The organism is Kitasatospora dryopteridis, assembly GCF_050749075.1.
In the GTDB taxonomy this organism is placed as follows: Bacteria; Actinomycetota; Actinomycetes; order Streptomycetales; family Streptomycetaceae; genus Kitasatospora.
The window spans coordinates 119,783-140,414 of record NZ_CP192749.1 but is presented as its reverse complement, the minus strand read 5'-3'; the positions used below and the strand labels follow the sequence as shown (position 1 = coordinate 140,414).

11 protein-coding genes and 3 pseudogenes are annotated in these 20,632 nt (G+C 68.0%); 7 read left to right on the top strand and 7 right to left on the bottom strand.

Going from position 1 to position 20,632, the window contains the following annotated elements; genetic code table 11:
• The first annotated feature begins 110 nt into the window (after positions 1-110).
• Positions 111-815, top strand: coding sequence for a YrhB domain-containing protein (locus ACQ614_RS00590; protein ID WP_431676053.1), 705 nt, complete (start codon positions 111-113; stop codon positions 813-815).
• On the opposite strand, the pseudogene ACQ614_RS00585 reads toward ACQ614_RS00590, so the two are convergent.
• Positions 805-2,042 (bottom strand): annotated as a pseudogene (locus tag ACQ614_RS00585) (IS256 family transposase). The gene ACQ614_RS00590 and the pseudogene ACQ614_RS00585 overlap by 11 nt on opposite strands.
• Positions 2,043-2,580: 538 nt before the next feature.
• Between ACQ614_RS00585 and ACQ614_RS00580 the strand changes: the two are divergent.
• The gene (locus ACQ614_RS00580; RefSeq protein ID WP_431676052.1) at positions 2,581-3,177 is read left to right on the top strand and encodes a hypothetical protein; all 597 of its coding nucleotides are present in this window, start codon (positions 2,581-2,583) and stop codon (positions 3,175-3,177) included.
• The gene (locus ACQ614_RS00575; protein WP_431676051.1) at positions 3,167-3,832 is read left to right on the top strand and encodes a Fic family protein; all 666 of its coding nucleotides are present in this window, start codon (positions 3,167-3,169) and stop codon (positions 3,830-3,832) included. Before ACQ614_RS00580 ends, ACQ614_RS00575 begins: the two co-directional genes overlap by 11 nt.
• A 194-nt stretch (positions 3,833-4,026) precedes the next feature.
• On the opposite strand, the gene ACQ614_RS00570 is transcribed toward ACQ614_RS00575, so the two are convergent.
• Both ACQ614_RS00570 and ACQ614_RS00565 read right to left on the bottom strand, forming a co-directional pair.
• Positions 4,027-4,548, bottom strand: coding sequence for a hypothetical protein (locus ACQ614_RS00570; RefSeq protein ID WP_431676050.1), 522 nt, complete (start codon positions 4,546-4,548; stop codon positions 4,027-4,029).
• Between the two features lie 507 nt (positions 4,549-5,055).
• Positions 5,056-5,934: pseudogene (locus ACQ614_RS00565) on the bottom strand (IS1380 family transposase); the annotation flags it as partial.
• A 67-nt stretch (positions 5,935-6,001) separates the two neighbouring features.
• Between ACQ614_RS00565 and ACQ614_RS00560 the strand changes: the two are divergent.
• Entirely contained in the window at positions 6,002-6,547 is a 546-nt protein-coding gene (locus ACQ614_RS00560; RefSeq protein ID WP_431676049.1) for a hypothetical protein, read from the top strand.
• A 31-nt stretch (positions 6,548-6,578) separates the two neighbouring features.
• Here ACQ614_RS00560 and ACQ614_RS00555 read toward each other — a convergent pair.
• The 4 genes and pseudogenes from ACQ614_RS00555 to ACQ614_RS00540 form a co-directional block, all read right to left on the bottom strand.
• A protein-coding gene (locus ACQ614_RS00555; RefSeq protein ID WP_431676048.1) for an IS630 family transposase occupies positions 6,579-7,651 on the bottom strand; the annotation gives its coding sequence in 2 pieces (ribosomal slippage) (positions 6,579-7,202 and positions 7,205-7,651; 1,071 coding nt in all).
• 63 nt (positions 7,652-7,714) lie between these two features.
• A pseudogene (locus ACQ614_RS00550) lies at positions 7,715-8,239 on the bottom strand (transposase); the annotation flags it as partial.
• 121 nt (positions 8,240-8,360) lie between these two features.
• Positions 8,361-8,882: a hypothetical protein gene (locus tag ACQ614_RS00545; RefSeq protein ID WP_431676047.1), complete on the bottom strand. Its 522-nt coding sequence runs from the start codon at positions 8,880-8,882 to the stop codon at positions 8,361-8,363.
• Positions 8,879-10,063 (bottom strand): S8 family serine peptidase, encoded by a 1,185-nt coding sequence (locus ACQ614_RS00540; RefSeq protein WP_431683797.1) that lies wholly within the window; start codon positions 10,061-10,063, stop codon positions 8,879-8,881. Before ACQ614_RS00540 ends, ACQ614_RS00545 begins: the two co-directional genes overlap by 4 nt.
• Positions 10,064-10,664: 601 nt before the next feature.
• Here ACQ614_RS00540 and istA point away from each other — a divergent pair.
• The 3 genes from istA to ACQ614_RS00525 all read left to right on the top strand — a co-directional run bounded on the left by istA (position 10,665) and on the right by ACQ614_RS00525 (position 20,595).
• Positions 10,665-12,197 (top strand): IS21 family transposase, encoded by a 1,533-nt coding sequence (istA, locus tag ACQ614_RS00535; RefSeq protein ID WP_431676046.1) that lies wholly within the window; start codon positions 10,665-10,667, stop codon positions 12,195-12,197.
• 62 nt (positions 12,198-12,259) lie between these two features.
• Positions 12,260-13,033 carry an IS21-like element helper ATPase IstB gene (gene istB, locus ACQ614_RS00530; protein WP_431676045.1) on the top strand — a complete coding sequence of 258 codons (774 nt, stop codon included), beginning with the start codon at positions 12,260-12,262 and terminating at the stop codon, positions 13,031-13,033.
• Between the two features lie 197 nt (positions 13,034-13,230).
• Positions 13,231-20,595, top strand: coding sequence for a LamG-like jellyroll fold domain-containing protein (locus tag ACQ614_RS00525; RefSeq protein ID WP_431676044.1), 7,365 nt, complete (start codon positions 13,231-13,233; stop codon positions 20,593-20,595).
• The last annotated feature ends 37 nt before the right edge of the window (positions 20,596-20,632 follow it).

Sequence of the window (20,632 nt, the reverse complement as noted above, 5' to 3'; positions counted from 1 at the left end):
CACCGTCACCACCGACTACGGAACAGACCCGATGACCGTACAGACCCGACCGCTGCGTGCATCGCCGAAAACCGGTTGGTACAGGGCCAGGCACTGCTGATGATGGACCAGTGATCAACAAGGATCAGGCGGTGAGCCTGGTGGAGCTGTGGCTCGAACGCGAGCGCGTCCTGGAGCTGCAGGCCTTCCGCTGGGCGCACGACGTCGAGGTGTTCACGGTTGACGAGCGCGAGTTCGGTTGGCTGGTCGTCTGCCAGAGCCGCGAGTACGTCCGCACCCGCGACCCGCGCCATGCCCTGGCCGGCCTGGGTCCCTTCCTGGTGGACGGCCTGGACGGCAGCCTGCACCACATCCCTGTCTCCACCTACCTCGACGACTGGGAACACCTCTATCGCCACGACGTACGCGGCCTGCCGCGCCCCGATCCGGTGGCCGAGCGCATCCGCGAGGTCCTGGCGGCTCGCGGGCGCGTGGCGGCGATGCGCGAGCTGCGCCGTGACGCGCCCGGCCTGGTGCTGGCTGAGGCACGTGCCTATGTGGATGCCCTGCAAGCCGGCGCAGCCCCCGACCCGAAGCTGGCCGCCCGGACCGCGGCACCGGATCCCTGCCCGCAGGTGCCGATCGAGACACTGACCGGCCCCAACGGGCCCGCCCCGCACTCGACCCCGCCACCACGTGCCTTGTACGGCCTCCACCCCAAGCGGCCGCTGGGCCACTACCGCGAACTGTTCCCCGACGACCCGCACGCCCGGTCACGTCCGCCGGAGTGGTGTATCGACGGCCACTCGGTGATCCGGTTTCAGGCTAGGCGGTAAGGGCTGTCGTGATGGTCTCGTCGGGGGTTTCTCCCTCGATCGGGTGGAGGCGGCAGCGGCCGAGGATCTCGGATCCGATGTAGCGGCGCTGTTCGGCCCATTCGTCGCTCTGCTCGGCCAGGACCGCGCCGATCAGGCGGACGATGGCGGCGCGGTCGGGGAAGATCCCGACGACGTCGGTGCGGCGCCGGATCTCCTTGTTCAGCCGTTCCTGCGGGTTGTTCGACCAGATCGACTTCCAGACCGTCCGGGGGAAGACGGCGAAGGCCAGCAGGTCTTCACGGGCGCTCTCCAAGTGCTCTGCGGCCTTGGGGAATCGCTCGTCGAGCGTGGCGATGACGGTGGCCATCTGCTTGCGGACCGCGCCCGCATCGGGCTGTTCGAACACGGTTCGCAGCAGGGTGGCGACCCAGGGCTGGGCGTTCTTCGGGACCTGCGAGAGCAGATTGCGCGCGTAGTGCGTTCGACACCGTTGCCAGGACGCGCCCGGCGGGGTCGCGCCGATCGCGTCCACCAGGCCGGCGTGGGCATCCGACACGATGAGCTTGACACCGCCCAGGCCGCGGGCGACCAGCGACGGGAGGAAGGCGAGCCAGCCGGCGCCGTCCTCACTGGTGGCGACGTCCAGGCCCAGCACCTCGCGTTGGCTTTCGTTGTTGACCCCGACCGCAACCAGGCAGTGGACGTTGACGACACGGCTGCCTCGCGGACCTTCTGCGTCAGGGCGTCCACCCAGACGAAGGTGTAGGGGCCCTGGTCGAGCGGTCGGTTGCGGAACTCGGCGACCCGGTCGTCCAGGTGCTTGGCCATGTCGCTCACCTGCGACTTGGAGAGCTGGGTGACGCCGAGGCTCTCGGCGAGCTTCTCCACCCGCCGGGTCGAGACGCCGAGCAGGTAGCACGTCGCAACGACGCTGATCAGAGCCTGCTCGGCCCGGTGCCGGCGCTCCAGCAGCCAGCTCGGGAAGTACGAACCCGAGCGGATCCTGGGAATGGCCAGGTCGATCGTGCCGACCCTGGTGTCCCAGTCCCGATTCCGGTATCCATTGCGGGAGTTGATCCGGTCCTCGCTCGGCCGGCCGTACTCGCCGCCGCAGGCCCGGTCGACGTCGGAGGACATCATCGCCTCTGCGAAGGTCTTCACCATCGCCCGCAACAAGTCGGGACTCGCCGAGGCCGGGTTCTCCTCCAGCAGGGCGGCAAAGGGCAGACTGTCGGGTGCGGTCATCGTGCTGTGACTCCTTCAAGAGCTTGGTCGTTCTCGAAGAATCAGCCGGTGGCCGTCTTACGTTCTCAGGCGACACCCATCACCGGGACGAAACCCCCGGAACGGGTGGAACCCGTACACCACTTCCCTGGACGCAACCTCGACACCCACCAGTGCACGGTCAGCCAGCCCCCGCCGCGCAGCTCTTGACCGCCGCCAACCACCACCTACGGTGCAACCAACGCCCAGGGGCGCGGTGACCTTCTGCGCCGATGGCCCCTTCCGGACGCCGACAGGCGGCACCGACGAGTCCGCGGCCGCAGGCGTCGGCGCACGCGGGGCTGTGCTCAGGCGGGTACACGTGAACGTGTCGGGTGGCCGTGTCGGCAATGGGTGACAGGTCTCGGCCCGGTGGGCATGATCGGTCGGTTGTTCCGTCACGTCCGACTTCCGGGGGTACGCCGCGTCCATCCACCGCGAACGAGCTCGAGACCTGCCATGGTCCGCCGCCGACCCAAACCGGAACGCTTTCGACTGGGACGACGACGAGGCGGCACGGTTGACGGCCCTGGTCGTCCCGATGGTGCCCTCCGAGGCCGACCGGGCGGCTGATCCCGACCGAATGGCGGGCTGGCGATTCACCGACCGGGTCACCGTGCTCCTGGTGTCCCGTTACGGCCGGTGGGCCTGCGGCTGGGACCATTCGACCCACCACGGAGGTCCCGTCGAAACCTGGTGCTGCGTTTTGGACTCGGTCGGAGAGGCGGAGGAGACCGCCGAACGCGTCGTGACCTGCCTGCTGGAGTGGCGTGACTGGCTGGAGGACATAGCCGAGCGGTTCGAGCAGATCGCACCGCTTCCCGACGCGGACGCCGAGGACCGCAGCTGGCATCTGGAACGCGCAGTGACCCGCCTGGTCACCACGGTCGTCGATAGCACCCATGCCGAATCATCCTGGTACGGGCTCTGCGAGACGACACTGACCTGGTTCCTCACCTCCACCGGCCTGGCACCGGACGAGGCGCGGAAGGCGGTGGAAGCCGCCATCGGCGGCCGCTTCAAGAGCCGCGTCGCCCCCGCCACGACCCTGGTCGACACGGTAGGAGAGGACCTGGCGATCAGCCTGACCGGCCGCGGGTTCTACCGTGAACGATGACGCGTTGGCCGCATGGTGCAAGGTCAGGGAACAGGTCGACTGGTCCTCTGCCGCGAGCGTGAGCCCGACCTCGGTGCGCCCGGCCGTGGACGGACTCACCGCATGGTTCGACGGTCCGGTTCGCCGCCGCGACCCGGACCGCGCCGATCGGTTGCTCGCCGCGATGCGCCTGTCCCGCACCGCGGCCTCCCGGGGAGAGCCGCTCACCCCGGCCCTTCTCGCCGGTTGGCAGAAGCTGGTCCTCGGCGTGAACGAGGTGCACCTGCGTCAGAGCGACGCCTTCGCCAAGGGCGGCCGGGAACGATACGGGCTCACGCCTCACACCTGGCAGGACTTCGCGGCCTGCCTGCACCAGGCCACCGACCCGTCGGTCCCCCTGCCCGCCCGCGCGGCCCGGGCGTACCTCGACATCGCCTTCTTCCATCCTTACCCGGACGGCAACGCTCGCCTGGCACTGCTGGTCCTCACCCATGTCCTGGAGAGCGAAGGAGTACGCCTGGACGAAGTGGGACCGCTGCAGACCACCCGCTACGCAGACGACCCGGACGGCGCCCTCGACCTGGCAGCTCTGGTCACCGTACTGATCCGCGCCACGCACCGCAGGGCTACCAGTGAGAGAGGGATCCTGCCAAAGCTGACAGGTGAGCATGTTTAGCAGTACGCGGTTGAGCACTTATCCGTGTACGCCGACACAAGGGGAGTGCGAGCCGCGCCCTGCAGCATGAAGCGGGCCCCACGCCATCGTCGGCGCGGAGCCCGCTTCATACGAGGTCGCGGCTGGCCGCGACCCTCCCATGATCGCCCGGCTCGTGCGGGCGGAGGAGGACACGGGCCAGACCGGTCCGCGGTTCAGCGCGGACCGGTCGGCTCCGGCACGTCGAACGTACGGTCGGCTGCCGTTGTCGTCACCCACTTCGGGAACTGCGCTATTGCTATGGCCGGGGTGGCGGGGAAGTGCGGGCCGAGCGCTCCCTTCGGGAGGAACGTCACCCGGCACCGTCGGCACAGCCAGGCCGCCTGCCAAATCCGGTGGCACCGCTCCCAGATCGCGTGCCACGCTCTGGCGCCGTCCTCGGCCACCTGGACCCGCCGCCGCTTCGTCGCCAGTTGCACGATCAGCCCGGCCAGCGCCAGGGGCACGATGAGGATCAGCGGGCCGAGGAGATAGCCCATGATGTAGGCAGTGTCGGCGTCCTCCAGGTCCGGGACGCCGCGGCTCACGTTCATCAGCCACAGGGCGGTGATCACGCCCGCCACAGTGTAGAGCGCGGCGGCGGGCTTGCTGCGCTCGACCGTTGCTGGCGCCTGCGGCGGTGGCGGCAGGAGCAGGCCGCGCTCCGCCGCCCCGAGCGGGTGGCCGGTGTCGGTCAAGGCATGCGGCACACCCACGGTCCGGTCGGACTTGGCACAGCGGGGACATTCAGCGTTCATCGGCCGGTACTGCTCCTGGTTCTGAGGTTGCACTCGTAGGTGGTGCGTGGACGGCGTGACAGCGCATTGGAGCACAGGTGTCCGACCATGCGTCACATCATTTCGGGACGCGGACCCGACCGGGGTATCGGCACCCACACCGCTGTCGCTCCGCTGCGGTCCGCGGTGGAATCTGAGTCCACAACGGGGATCTCGAGCCGCTCCCCTGCAGCATGAAGCGGGCCCGCGCCGACGGTGGCGCGGGGCCCGCTTCATGCTGTTCGGCAGAACCACGCCGGGCGGTGGCCTAGCCTCCGCGTTTCGGTTGGGGTGGTTGAGCTGGGTTGATCTTCCGGGTCGGTCGTGATGAGGCTGCTGTCGAGGAACGGGCATGCTGAGGGCCCGGCGCGATGGCCGGGTGCTCCTGTGGGTCTTCGGGTCGTGGGTGGTCAGTGGCGGTTTCGTCTGTCAGGTGGCCGGTCGGGGCAGTGCGATCAGGCGGCTGAACGCTGCGGTCAGTTCGTGTCGCCAGGGCCAGGTGGCGGCGATCCGCAGGCGTAGGCGGCGGGCTCCGCGGGTGATGCGGGCGGCGTGCAGGAGGCGGTAGCGGAGCTTCTTGGGCTCGGCGGTGGCCAACTCGCCGTCCAGCAGCAGGGTTCGGGTCCAGGCGAGCAGGTCGATGGCGGTCAGGGACAGCTCCAGCCAGGCCTGGTTGATCGCGAAGTGGCGGGAGGGGAAGCGGCCGAAGCCGGAGCTCTTGCCGCAGCGGATGTGGTCCTCGACCCGGGCGTGGGCGCGGTGGCGGACCTCCAGATGCTGCAGTGAACCTTCGCCGGCGGGCGTGTCGGTGAGGAAGACCTGGTGGCGCATGCCCTCGTCCTGGTCGAACAGGGACAGCTGGGCCCCAGGGTGGGGCCGCTCACGGCGGACGATGATGCGGGTGCCGTCCGGGTGTCCGGTGAGGTCGACCAGGCCGGTCAGCTCGGCGACCTCGGCCCCGGCACGGAGGGAACCGTCCTGTTCCAGCGCTGGGTGCCAGACCTGTTCGGGCAGTGCGCGAATGGCTCTGCGGACCTGGTCGGTGACGGCGTGCCCGACCGAGAACGTGGTCCGGATCCCGCGTTGCCGCAGGGCTCGCAGGTGGGCGAGGAAGGCCTTGGCGCCGCCCGCGCTGTCGGCGCGGACGAGGACCGGGGTGCCGTGGCGGTGGGCATCGGGGATCTGGGCGAGGGCCTGGTCGAGGACGGTGATGTGGTCGGCGGCGGTGTTCGCGCCGGCGTTGCCCGGTCGCAGGAGACCTGCCAGGGCCTCGCCGGTGTTGTCCAGGAAGCACAGCATCGGGTGGTACTCAGGTTGAACTCGCGATGTCGGTGATCGAGATCAGGCGAGGGGCGGCTGTGGCATGCTCGTCCGCGTGATCGATGCGCCGAACGATGACTGGTCGTTTGCAACAGCGCGGGAGCCGGCCCGCTTCGGTGCCTGCGAGGTGAACGGCGTTCCCGGTGTCGAGCATGCGGCGGGCGGGCGCGGGACGCTGTGCGGCATCTCAGCCCGGCATACCACCCGGTATCTGCATCTTTTCGTTCCCGGCGCCCTGCAGTCGTGCCGGCGGTGTGGCCAGGAGGCTGACGCGTCCCCGACGCAGCCGTGTATCCAGGAGCGCCTTCACGACCGGGTCCTAGAATCGGCCAAGGGCGCGATGCGTGACGAGTTGCTCGCCGCGCTTCGCAAGGGGGCGAACGTCCGATTGTGGCTCAACGGCCGCTCCACAGATCTGGAGAAGTTCTATGCAAGGCTCGATGAGCTGACGGACGGTGCCGGGCCTGCTGCCGAGGCTTTCGCGTCCGCGGCGACAATCGGATTGGCGAACGTCGAGTACGACCTCTGGCGGTTCCTCGTCGTCCTGCCGCAGGACGGTGGCTCGCCGATCATCGCTCGCGGACCACGTGGCGTTCGCTGATCCGTTCAAGACCTGCCGGGGTTGGACGCGATCACGGCAAAGCAGTGGTCAGCCCGGTCGCGGTCAGGCAGCCGTCGATGAGCTGCGGCCGATACTGGATCTTCCGTAAGCCGCGTCTGACCGTCTGCACGAGGTGGTCGGGATCGGCGAAGGCGACGTTGGCCAGGAAGCCGCGTCGCAGCAGCGACCAGATGCCCTCGACCGGGTTGAGGTCGGGCGCGTACGGGGGCAGCTGGTAGACGGTGAGCCAGTCCTGGGCGGCGATGAACTCCTTCATGCCGACGGCCAGGTGAGTATTCAGGTTGTCCCAGATCAGCACGATCGGCCCGCCGAGCTGAGTGTGCGCCGCGATGATCAAGTCGCGATAGTCGGTCCAGGCGAAGCTCTTGCGACCCTTGCTCTTGCCCTGGCCGTCGTCCAGCCGGGGCCGGTAGATCAGTCGGGACCGCTCTCCGGGCTTGTAGCAGGTCAGGGCGGCGATCGAGATGCGCCGGCGGGAGCGGCCGCGCACCCGGACGACGGGCGTTCGGCCGCGGCGTCCCCAGGTGCGGGCCCGCGCCGGCGTCATCGAGACCCCGGCCTCGTCCTCGAACACCAGCCAGGCCCCGAGCGCCGCCACTAGGCTTTTACCTGCGGCCACACCTGCTTCTTCCACACCTCGACCGCCCCCTCGTCACGCTCGATCGCCCGGCGGACCGGCTGCTGGCACGACCACCCGTTGCGCCGCAGGAGCTTCCACACGCCCTGGACGGTGTAGGAGACGTGGAACCGGCGGCCGATCAGAGTCTTGATCCGCGCCAGCGTCCACCGCTGGTCCTCCCAGCCGTGAGCGAGCGGCCCTTTCTCCAGCTCCCGCTCCAGCTGGGTGAACTGCCGCTCACCGAGCCGGGGCACGGACTGCGGCCCCTTCGACTCCAAGCCGGCCGAACCGCCCTGCCGCCAGGCCTGACGCCACCGCTCCACCGACCGCACGGTGACCCGCAGGTCGACCGCGATCACCCGGTTGCCGTCGCCCCGTTCGAACCGCTCGGCGGCCTCCAGCCGCACCCGCTCCCGACGCTGTTGCTCCTGGGCGGTGAACCCGCCCCCCTGCGCGTATCGCACTCCGATGTCGTACCGCAGGGATCAAGGTCCGTCAGCGCCTACGACAAGACGAGTTCAACCTGAGTAACCGAAGCCGCGTTTGTATGTGGCGGCGGCCTGTTCCTTCTCGGAGTGGCAGGTGACCAGGGTGGCGTCGATGTCCAGCACCAGACCCGGCAGTTCACGTCCTCCGGCATGCGATGCGGGTATCGGGCGTCCGGTCTCGCCGGCCTGCAGCCAGGCGACCTCGCGGGCCCTGGCCCGCGCTGCCCGTAGGGCGTTCAGGGCTGCCGCGTCGATGCCGGCCAGCACGCGCCAGGCGGTCGGGGTGGAGGCGACGGGGCCGAACACCTCGTGCTGGTCGCGCAGTACGGCGAGGTCACAAATCGCCTCGCCGCCGTCGGCGAGCATCACCGCCAGGTCCACCGCGACACGGCCGGGATCGTGCCCGGTCCCGCGTGGTCGCAGCCGGTGCAGGGCATCGGAGAAGGCACTGGTCAGCGTGGTGGCATCAGCCAGATCCGCGAGCAGACGCGAGCCGGCGTGGCTGACCACCCCGTGCCCGTCGGCGCTGACGACAAGCTTGGGACGTGAGCGGGTAGGGTGCACGCAGAAAGTGCCTTCCTGCTGGAACGACTGGGACCTTAGACAAGCCTCATCGTTGCAGCTCAGAAGGCACTTTCTCTTTTTCGATCATGATCCGGACGCAACCCCAGATGAAACGCGCAGGCTAGGGATGTTTCGTGAGGTCGCGCACCCGTTCGGCAAGCTGCGCGGGGGCGTCTTGGCCCGAGAGCTGAGCTATGCGCGGATTGTGGAGATCGATCCCGGCATTGATCACGATGAAACGAGTGCCGGAGGCAGCGTTGAGGAGATCGGGAACAGCGGTTGCGAACGCGGGGCCGACGGTGACGATCAGTGTGCAGTGCTGAGCGATGAGGCCCGCCAGATAGGGAGAGGCCTCTTGACGGGCGGCGGCCTGGACGGTCAGCTGCTGAACATTGACGCGCAGCCCCTTGGCGGCATTCTGCATGCTGAGCCACGCGTTCCGTGCGTCGGGTTGGGCGTCCTTGTCATCGCTGGAGGCGAGGCAGGCTGATGGACGGCCAGAGTAATCGGAGGCCGGGACCAGCGGGGGTGCGCTGTCGTGAGCCCAAGGCTTCCATAGGAAGAGGGCGATCAGGCTTGCGAGTATGGAGCCAACACCTATCACGACGGCGCGGGTACGTAGAGGGGCAAAGGTGATCGTCATGCGCGCTTACGTCCCTTCGGCGTGGCTGTGGCTCGTGGCCTGTGCGAGGCGTTGTGGGTGTGGACTGGCCCGCCCCTCGGATGGCCTGCCGGGGCGTGAGTCCGGCGCCGCCGGCGAATGATGGTGATCAGGCCCAGGCCCGCCGCGACAAGAGCTGCGAAAGCGGCGACGGTGCTGACCAGGACCTGCGTCATCGGGCTGCTTGCCTCGGCGGGAATCGCCTTGCTGGCCAGCAGCGGGTTTCGGGTGTTGTGAGGAAGCGGGGCGGTGTCGGTCAGCGCCTGGAGGGGGTTCACAACTCCATAGCCAAATTTTGGGTCTGGCTTTTGGTGATGCTGTGACGTAGTGTCAATAATTCGTTGGATTGCTTGGTGTCCCGTCAACTCTGGGTAGCGCTCCAGTAGTAGGGCGGCAGTGGCGGCTACGTATGCTGCCGAGTAGCTTGTGCCTGCGACTGTCCTGGGGGAGCCCTGACTGTCTGTGGACGATATATCGGCTGCGGGCGCAGCGAGAGTCACCCAGTTCCCCGACTCGCTGGGGGGCCAGAACTCGCCGCTGCTGTTGACGCCGGTGACCGCCACCACGCCAGGGAAGGCTGCCGGATATTGGGCGGGATTACCCTGCTCCCCTAGGTTTCCGGCGGCGGCAACCACAATGACGTTCTTTGCAATCGCGTATTCGACCGACTTTCGGAGCATCGGATCTGGCTGATCCGATCCCATGGAAACATTGATTACGCGGGCTCCGTGATCGACCGCCCACGCGATGCCGTGTGCCACGTTCTGGGGAGTGGCTGCACCGCTGGCAGTGACACGAACGGGAAGGATTCTACTGTCCTTCGCGAGTCCCGGCGCGCCTGAGCCGGCGTTAGCGGTCGATGAGGCGATGACCGCTGCGACACTCGTCCCGTGAGAGTCGGGCGAAGTGTCAGAGAGTCCGTTGCTCTGATCTCCCAACACACTGCTACCGGGCAGGAGCTGGTGATCTAGCCCGGGGTGAGACGCGGCCACGCCACTGTCGACGACTGCCACCGTCACCCCCTTGCCTGTGCTGAGCTGCCATACCTTTCCCGCGTTGAGGTGCTGCTCGTCCAAGGGCCACGAAGTTGTGGGAGTCGCTGGCTCGGCTTCGGCACTTCCTGGAAGGGCTAGCAGGGCAAGAGCGGTCCAAGCGCAGATCATCAGTGCCGTGGCGTTGTTTGATCGCGTCAGGAGCATGGCTGAAGGTGATCCTCTTGGACTAGGTGAGGGCAGAGGCTTCTCTCTGACCCGTCGCGCGAGCCCGTGATGCTATCGCCAGTGGGCGGAGTTGACAGTCGCGGGGCCCTCGCCGCGGACCGCGATGGCCGCATGCGACGGGGAAGAATCAGGCCGGTGCGGTCGAAAGGTCATTTGGCACCGATGCTGGACGATATCTGCCGTGTCAACCCCTGCGTGAGGGGCGGCTCCCTTGATCACGTCGGTGCTGAGATTTGGCAACGAATCGGGCTCCGACTGTCACCCTATGTCTGAGTTGATCATAAATCGCCGCGGACGGAGTGGTTCCTGACCTGCTATGAAGTCCCGTCATACGGGCCCGGGTCGAGTGGTCCGTCCGCTCGCTCATCAGGGGGACGGCTGTGCGCCGGTTGCGGTTCCGCGCTTCTGACGGCGGCCGTGTGAAGCTCCTGGTGGGCGGCCAGTTGAGTCCGGGCTGATGGCCACGAGAATTCCTGGTGGATGGCCAAGCCGAGTGTTCCTGATCACGCCTGTACGAGTGCGGCCCCTCCGGTCCGTTTTGCTGATGTTTCCACGCATTAGCAACCGACCGGAGAGGCCCGTGACCAAGTCTGACAGAGAGATCATGGAAATCCTTGCGGCGTACGACCTCACCCGGACGTTCTGGTCCGCGGCCGAGCTCGCCCGGTGCGACCCGAAGACCGTCAAGCGGTATGTCGAGGCTCGGGACGTGGGTCAGAACCCGTTCGAGCGGGCCCCGCGACCGAAGCTCATCGACCCGTTCCTGGAGAAGATCCAGGAGTGGGTCGACCAGTCGAAGGCGAAGATCCGCGCCGATGTCGCCCACGAGAGGCTTCTGACCTTGGGCTATGCGGGCAGCGCCCGCTCGACGAGGCGGGCGGTGCACGCGGCGAAGACCGCTTGGCGGGCGGGCAAGCGCCGCACCTACCGGCCCTGGATCCCCGAGCCCGGGATGTGGTTGCAGTTCGACTGGGGCGAGGGCCCCAAGATCAACGGCCGGCGGACCTGGCTGTTCTGCGCATGGCTGGCCTGGTCCCGCTTCCGGGTGGTGATCCCGGTCTGGGACTGCACGCTCGGCACTTTGGTGTCCTGCCTGGACACCACGCTCCGCCGGCTCGGCGGGGCGCCGACCTACCTGCTGACCGACAACGCCAAGACGGTCACCGTCGAGCACGTCGCCGGCATTGCCGTCCGCCACCCGCAGATCGTCGCGGCGGGCCGCCACTACGGTTGCCAGGTGGAGACGTGCGTCCCCTACGACCCCGAGTCGAAGGGCGGCGCGGAAGCCACCGTCCGCATCGCGAAGGCCGACCTGGTCCCCACGCAGGCTAATCTGCGAGGCCAGTACGACAGCTTCACCGAGCTCGCCCAGGCCTGCGACCACTGGTGCGAGCAGGTCAACAACCGGCGCCACCGCTCGACCGGACAGATACCCGCCGACCGGCTGCACGTCGAGCGCCGCCGGCTGCACCGGCTCCCGGACGAGCCGTTCGCGCTCGCGCTCGGCGAGGAGCGACTGGTCAACGACGACCAGACGATCAGCTTCGGCTCGGTGCGCTACTCGACCCCGCCCGGCCACGTCGGGACCAAGATCTGGTGTCGGATCGTCGGCGAGGAACTCGTGGTGACCGCCCGCCGAGGCACCGATCTGGTCGAGATCGCCCGGCACAGGGTCTCCACCCCGGGCGCCCCGCGGATCCTGGACGAGCACTACCCCGGCCACCCGTCCGGCCGCAGCGTGCACCGCCCCGTCCCGAAACCCCGCACCGAGGCCGAAATCGCCTTCCTCGCCATCGGCCCGGGCGCCGAACGCTGGCTGATCGAGGCCGGCCCCGCTGGAGTCGTCCGCATCCGCGCGAAGATGGCCCGCGCGGTCGAGCTCGCCGCCCTGGTCGGCACCGAGCTGGTCGACCAGGCCCTCGGACTCGCGGCCATGCATGGCCGGTTCGCCGACGACGACCTGCCCGCGATCATCGACCACCTGGACGCGGCAGCCCAGGTCGGCATCACCGTCCGCGCGGACGAGGCCCACTCCGTCCAGCCCGGAACCAGCGGCTGGCAGGCCCTCGGCCAGTGACCCGGCCAACGCCGGCCATCCCTTCACCAACTCGTCCCCACCGACAAGGATTCGGCACACCCATGACCTATCCCAGCCCGCCCGCGATCCCCGACGAACTCGACCGGCTCCTACGACGGATGCGCCTGCCCTACCTACGAAAAGCCGCCCCGGACGTGCTGGCCACCGCCCGCGCACAACGCTGGGACCCTGCCGAGCTCCTCCGCGTCCTGATCAACGAGGAGGTCGTCGGCCGTGACGCGGCCACCCGACGCCTGCGCAGGTCATCGGCGAACTTCCCGACCGGCAAGACCCTGGGCTCCTGGCGGCCGGAGGACTCCACCATCCCCGAGGCCACCCAGAACGCCCTGTCCACCCTCGAGTGGATCGGCCGGGCGGAGAATCTCGTGATCGCCGGCCCGTCCGGCACGGGCAAGAGCCACTTCACCGAGGGCCTGGCCCACGCCGCGATCGAAAAGGACCTGAAAGTCGCCTGGTTCACTCTCGAGACACTGACCGCCACGGTCAACAAGGCCAAGGTCGACGGCTCCACCGCCCGCACCGTCGCCAAAATCTGCCGATGTGACCTGATCGTGGTCGACGACATCGGCATGCTCCCGGCCGGCGAGGACGCCGCCGAGGCGTTCTATCGGATCGTGGATGCCGCCTACGAACGCCGCTCCATCGCGGTGACCAGCAACATCCACCCTTCCGGGTTCGACACGATCATGCCCAAGACCCTCGCCACCGCGACCGTCGACCGGCTCCTGCACCACGCTCACCTGGTCCTGACCAAGGGCGACTCCCACCGTCTCGCGCAAGCCCTCGCCGGCAAGGGCGTCGTCCCCCTGGGCTGACCGCCCACCCGGAACACCACGGCCGTCAGCCTGGAATTCTGATGGCCATCAGTCCGGACAACCGCTGACCACCCAGCTGGGCAACTACATGGCCGTTGACAGCTTCTTCATCGTTGGTTGCGAATGCCTGGCGTGTGCACACCGCCAAAGCTGCACACGGGCCGACGGGGCGGCACCAGGTGCGCTCCCGGCGCCGCATGCCGTACGTGCGTGTGCTTGTCACCAGCTTTGCGCTGCTCATCGCGGTGGCGACCCAGGATGCGCTTGCGTTCGCTGCCACGCACGCGCCGCAGAGCTTCTCCGCACCGCGCAGTCCCCAGCAGCGGGCGGGCGATGCCTCCGGGCGTGCCCACCAGGTGCCTACTTCGGCCACCGACAAGTCTCAAGGAGGGAAGTCTGCCGCGCACTTGCCAGGGGCTGGCGAGCTTGCGGAGGTCAGCCCCGACGAGCATGCGGGAGCGTCACATGTGGCGGGAGGCGTCCGCGGGACACAGCCCGTGCGTACCACCGAGCCACCTGACTGGATGCGCCGACGACCCAAGGCCGGCCCTCAGCCCAGACAGGCCCAGCCCACTGCGAAGGCGAGCGCGCCTGCCTCTGCCAGCAGAGAGCCGTCGACGGCAGGGGGAATCACGACTCCCGATCCCGAGGGTGACACAGGCATCGAGGACGTGGCCGCGCGCACGGAGAACACCTCGGTCTTCCGCAACTACGACGGCACCAAGACCACGCGTGTCTACTCCCGCCCCGTGCACTACAGGAAGCCAGACGGGACGTTCGCCCAGATCGACACGGCACTGTCCCTCGGCCGTGACAACCGGTGGCACGAGACGGCCAGCAACCAGAACCTGAGCTTCGCGACATCCGCGGACGCCCGGTCGCTGGTGACTATGACTATCGACGCCGACCACGTGCTGTCGTACGGCCTCCAGGGTGCGACCAAGGTGGGCGGCAAGGTCAGCGGCAACACCGTCACCTACCCCGGGGCGGCGCCGAAAACCGACCTGGTCTACAACGCACTGGCCGCAGGGGTGAAGGAGACAGTTGTCCTCCACGATGCCACGGCGCCCACAAGCTGGACCTTCCCCCTGAACCTGACCGGCCTCACTCCCTCTATCGGCAGCGAGGGCGAGATGGCTTTCAAGGACGACAGCGGCACTGTCCGGGCCGTCATTCCCACGGGCTCCATGGAGGATTCCGCTAAGGACTCCCGCTCCGGTGTCGGTGCGATGAGCGACGGCGTGAAGTACTCCCTGGTCCGCGACGGCGGCACCCCCGCCCTGCGGATGGATCTGGACGCCGCATGGCTCCACGATCCCAAGCGGGTCTTCCCCGTACAGGTTGACCCCACGAGCTCTGCCCAGATCGGCGCGGGCAAGTCGACGTACGTATACAGCGGGTTCTCGGCTAACAACTCCACCGCCGGTGAACTGCGCGTGGGCACCTACGACGGCGGCGGGCACGTCGCGAACACCTACCTGACCTTCCCCGGCGTTGCCAACATCGGCGCCAACTTCGTACTCGCCGTCGACCTCAAGATCGCCAACACCCACTCCTGGTCATGCGACCGCCGGTCGGTGAACGTCCACGAGATCACCAGCCCGTGGAACCCTGACACCATCCGCAACTACCCCGGCCTGAACATCGGCCAGTGGCTGGGAAGTGAGTCCTTCGCCGGCGGTGACACCTGCGGCGGCATCCAGTGGGCGACAATCCACCTGGGATCCGACCAGACCAGCCCCGGCTCTGTGCTGGCGAACTACTGGACGCACGGCGGCGCGAACTACGGGCTCGCGCTGACCGCTGACCCATGGGACAACTACGCGTTCAAGAAGTTCGACAGCACCAACACGGGCTACCCGCCCTACCTCGCGATCACCTACACGGACTGGGCCGCAACCTACAACTCCGTCAGCAACTACATCCCGCCGACTGCCCTCCAGGCAGGATCGGCCCAGGTAACGCTGCGGAACGAGGCCGCGAACTGGTGGAACTCCTCCAGCATGCAGGTCCGGGCCCGCGTCTTCGACGCGAACTGGAACGAGGTCGCGGTCAACGCACCGCTCACCGGTGTTTCCGGACTGGTCAAGACCGGAGAATTGGCGGCCGTGACCGTCCCGATCCCGCCGCTGCCAGTTGGCCCCCAGTACCAGGTCTGCTGGGACGGCTACGTCTATGGCAGCGCGTCACTCCACGACTCGTACGGTGTGAAGTACGGAAACTGCATCTGGGTCTCCTCGCAGAACGTCCCGCCGCAGCTCGACACCGTGGAACCCCTTGGCAACACCGTTGTCGGAGTACTCTCCCCGCAGCTCTACGCGACGGGCCACGACCCGGATAACAACCCCGGCACCGGCCTTGACTACCAGTTCCTGGTGTACACCAACCCGAAGTCCGGCAGCCCCGAGGTCATTGCTGACTCTGGGTGGCAACCGAACTCGTCCTGGACGGTACCGGCCGGGAAACTCTCCTGGAACCAGACCTACCTGTGGCGCGTGAAGATCGGCGACCACCAGGGCGAGAGCCTGCTGACCGACTACACGCCCTTCACCACGGCCGTCCAGCAACCCGTCATCACCTCACGCCTGGGTGGGACGGCCGGTAACGGCACCACGCGGACCTTCGACGCGCAGGCGGGCAACTACACCACCTCCGCCACCGACGCCGCCGTGAAGGCCGTCGGCCCCGCCCTCGGCGTCTCACGCACCTACAACTCCCTCGATCCGCGGACCACCACTCTCTTCGGCTCAGGCTGGTCCTCCGCCTACGACATGAGCGTCGTCCCGGACGCCGACGGCACCGGATCGGTCGTACTGACCACCGGCAGCGGTCGAAGCGAACGATTCGGCCGCAACGATTTCCAACTCACCCAGCTGGCCGGCATCGGCGACCAGACCGGCGACGGTGTCGACGACGCCGTGACCGTCGACTTCAGCACCGGAAAGCTTTGGCTCTACCCCGGTCCCGACTTCTCTCAGGCCAAGCGCAGGTGGCTCGGCGAGGGGTGGAACGGCATCTCGCAGCTCACCGGCGGCGACGTCACGGGCGACGGCATCGGCGACGCCATCGGCGTGGTGAGCTGGAACGGTTCCCTGCGGTTGTTCCCGGGCAAGTCCGGCGGCGGCTTCCTCGATCCGATCACCATCGGGGACTCCGGCTGGAACGACATGGCGTTTCTCACGGTGACTGCGCCACTCACCGGTGACGGCCGAAAGGTCCTCCTCGCGGTCGAGAAGTCGAGCGGCAACCTCTACGCCTACCCGGTCAACACGGACGGCTCCCTCGGCGCGCGTGCCTCCCTCGGCGGGGGCTGGAACTCCATGGCCGAACTGGTCGGCGGGGACTTCAACCACGACGGCCGCGGCGACGTCATGGGAATCGAGACCAGCACCGCCAAGCTCTGGCTCTACCCAGGCACCGGCGCCGCGACGCTCGGCACCTCCACCCTCGGCACGCGCACCCAGATCGGCACCGGCTGGAACACCATGCGCGACCTGGCCCCCGTCAACGGTCTCCCCGGCGACCCCGGCACCGACATTCTGTCGATCAAGAAGGCGGACGGCCTCCAGTACCTGTACCACAGCGCAGGGCAGTGGACCGGCACGACCCGGACCACCACCGGCATGCCGCTGTACACCTCACCCTCGGGCGAGTTCGAGACCCTCGCCGCCAACGCGGGTGGGGGCTGGATCCTCGCGGACAAGTCCGGGACGGTCTACACCTTCAGCCAGAAGTCCGGTTCGGGATACCTGCTGTCGCGTATCACCGACCGGGAGCAGCACAGCCAGGCTCTGCACTACACCTCCGGGAAACTCGACACCGTCACGGACGAGGTCTCGGGCCGGGCGCTCCACTTCACCTGGACGGCCGACGGCCGCCATATAGCCCAGGTGGCGACCGACCCCGCCACGGGCGCCGACGCCTCCACGGCCCTGGTGTGGACGTACGCCTACGACGCCGCGAACGCCGACCAGCTGGCGCAGGTGTGCACCCCGCCCGCCGGTAGCAACAGCGCCAGGCCCTGCACCACGTACTCCTACACGCCCGGCTCCCACCTCCGCTCGGCGGTACTGGACACCGCCCCGTCGTCATACTGGCGACTGGGTGAGGCGTCCGGCACCACGGCGAACAGCGAGGTGATCGCTAACCAGGGCAGCGACAAGGCGACCTACACCAACGTCGCCCTCGGCTCGGCCCCCGGCCCGCTGTCGGGCGCCGCCACGACCACGGCGACCTTCGACGGCACCGGTTCCTCGGTCACACTGCCGAACGCATCGCTGCGCAACAACTACCTGGCGCTCGGCCTGTGGTTCAAGACGACCTCGCCCGGTGTCCTCGTGGGTTACCAGAACACCCCGCTGGCCGGCACGCCCTCCCACGCCTCGTCGCCGTTGTACATCGGTACCGACGGCAAGCTGAGGGCCGAGTTCTACGGGCCGGCGATCGGTTTCAACCCGCTCACCTCCTCCGGCACGGTGACCGACGGCGTGTGGCACTTCGCGGTGCTCTCGGGCAGCGGCGACAGCCAGACGCTCTACCTCGACGGTGCCGCGGTCGGAACCCGGACCGGTGCCATCGACCCCCTGGACACGGACTACACCTATCTCGGTGCCGGCTACACCCAGGGCATCCCCTGGCCCGCGGCACCGGCTGCAGGAGCGGACGGCAACAACCACTTCTCCGGCCAGATCGCCGAGGTCGCGCTGTACCCGCAGGCACTCGGCGATGGAACCGTCAAGTCGCAGTGGGCGGCCGGCCGGACCGCATCGTCCCAGCTGACCACACTGAAACTGCCATCGGGCAAAACCAAGCTCGACGTGGTGTACGACGCCGTGCAGGACCGGGCAACGCAGGTGACCGACGCCAACGGCGGCGTGTGGAAACTGAACACGCCCTCGGTGTCGGGCTCCGAGCAGGAGTACCGGAGCGCAGTGATGGGCTCGCATCCGGCCGGGTACTGGCGGCTCGCCGAGAGCTCCGCTAGCCAGGCCGCCAACATGATCTACTCACCAAGGCCGACGCCCAACAACGGCACCTACTCCAACGTTGCGCTCGGCGGCGTAGGCCCGATGACGGGATCAGCCGGAGCCGCGACCTTCGACGGCACGACGTCCTGGGCCGAAATCCCGGCGGCCTACGCCCCGACCTCCGGCCCGGGCGCCCTCGGCGTGTGGTTCAAGACCACCTCTCCGGGCGTCCTCATCAGTTACCAGTCCTTCCCCATTGGCGGGCAGGCGGCGTCAGGCGACCAATGGAACCCTGCGCTGTACGTCGGTACTGACGGCAAGCTGCACGGGCAGTTCTGGACCGGAGCCGCATCGAACACCCTGGCGTCCTCCGCGTCAGTCACCGACGGCGCGTGGCACTTTGCCCTCTTGTCGGCCGACAACCCCTCCTCGCAGACTCTCTACCTCGACGGTGCCGCCGTGGCGGGACCACTGAACGCCACTATCAAGGCCAACGGGGACAACAACGTCTACGTTGGTGCAGGCAACGTCAGCTCCGGCTGGCCGGGCGCGCCGACGGACAAGACCGGCCACTTCAAGGGCCAGATCGCCAACGTCACCGCGTTCGACCACGGCCTGCTCTACGGTGACAAGGTCCGCGATATGTTCCAGGCCGCCGCGAACGGAGCAGCCGCCTACGACAGCGCGGTGATCGACGCAAGGCCCACCGGCTACTGGCGCCTTTCGGACCAGGCCGGCAATCAGGCCAGCGAGGTGCTCTCCTCAGCGGCGCTTGCCCAGAACCAGGGCGCCTACAACAACGTCACCTTGGGCACGGCGGGCCCGTACGCCACCGGCGGTACCACCGCTGCATCCTTCAACGGCACGGACTCCCACGTGCAGCTTCCCGCGACCGCCGTACCCCGGACTGGTGGCACCGCCACCGTGGAGATCTGGTTCAAGACGGCAGAGCCCGGCGTGCTCTACGGCTACCAGTCCTTCCCCCTCGGTGCCAGCACGACCGGTGGCAAGTGGACCCCGGCCCTGTACGTCGGCACCGACGGCAAGCTCTACGGCCAGCTGTGGAATGGCAGTTCCGCCAACACCGCCGTGTCCGCCGCGACCGTCAGCGATGACAAGTGGCACATGGCCACCCTCGTCGCCACCAGCACCGACGGCGTGATGAGCCAGCAGCTGTATATCGACGGTGCCGCCAGCGGCACGCCCGTTACCGGCACGAGTAAGTACAACGGCGACACCTACGCCTACCTCGGAGCAGGAACGGTCAAGAACTGGCCCTCCGCTCCCGCGGACGCCAGCGGTCACTTCAAGGGAGCACTCGCCGACTTCTCCTACTACCCCTACGCCCTGTCGACGAGCACCGTCGCGCGTCATTACGCGACAGCCACCACGCAGCCCGGCCAAGCCGTCACGCACTCCGCCAACTACCGCGCTGCCGTCGTACTCGCCAACCCGTCGGCGTACTGGCGCCTCAATGAACCCATGGGCACCACCACCGCCCAGGATCAGCTTGGCACCGCACTCCCCAACCAGGACCACGGCACCTACACCAACACCACCCTCGGCACAGCGGGACCCTCCGGTACGTCGGACGGCACGGCCGCGACGTTCAACGGCACCACGTCGGTGCTGCAGCTGCCCGCGTCCGCAGCCGTGGTCAAGGGCCCCAACACCGTCGAGTTGTGGTTCAAGACCACCACCGCAGGCACCCTGTACAGCTTCCAGTCCTTCCCCCTCGGCACAGCCCACACCCCAGCAGTCGACCAGTGGAATCCCGCGCTGTACGTCGGCACTGACGGCAAGCTGTACGGCGCACTGTGGACCGGGGACGGTGTGAACGCCCTGGCCTCCTCCCGCACCGTCAACGACGGTGCCTGGCACCACGCTGCCCTTGCCGGCGACGATAGTGGCCAGACCCTCTACTTGGACGGCGCCGAGAGCGCCACCAGCAGTACCCCGCGCCAGATCTACTACAACGGTTCCGCGTTCGTTTACGTCGGTGCAGGTACCGCGGACGGCGGGTGGCCGAACCATCCCACCAGCCCCGACGGCCGCTTCACCGGCTCCATTGCCCAGGTCGCGGTCTACCGCACACGCCTCGACACCGAAGCAGTCAGCTCCCACTTCAAGGCCATGGGAAGCGCCGCCAGCCCGACAAAGATCACATACGTATCAGTCAAGGACCCTGACGACCACACCCTCAGCTGGCGGTGGGACACCCGCACAGGCAAACTCGCGGCTACGGTCGACCCGACCACCGGCATCACCCGCTACACCTACGACACCCACGGCTACCTCTACAGCGTGACCGACCCCAACGGGCACACCGTCACCACCGGACACGACGAGCGCGGCAACACCGTTTCGACCACCACCTGTACCACCGCAGCCGAATGCCACACGGCATACGCCACCTACTCCATCGACACGGTCAACCCCTTCAACCCCACCAACGACCACCAGACCACCTACAGCGACGCCCGGTCCAAGGACGCCTCCGACGACACCTACACCACCAGCTACACCTACAACAGCGCCGGCGAGAGCAATGCTCAGAACCTGTGGATCGGGCCCGAGGAGGTACTTTCTCGGTGATCGATCGGTAGGTCCTCGAGCGAGACCGGTTGTCGTT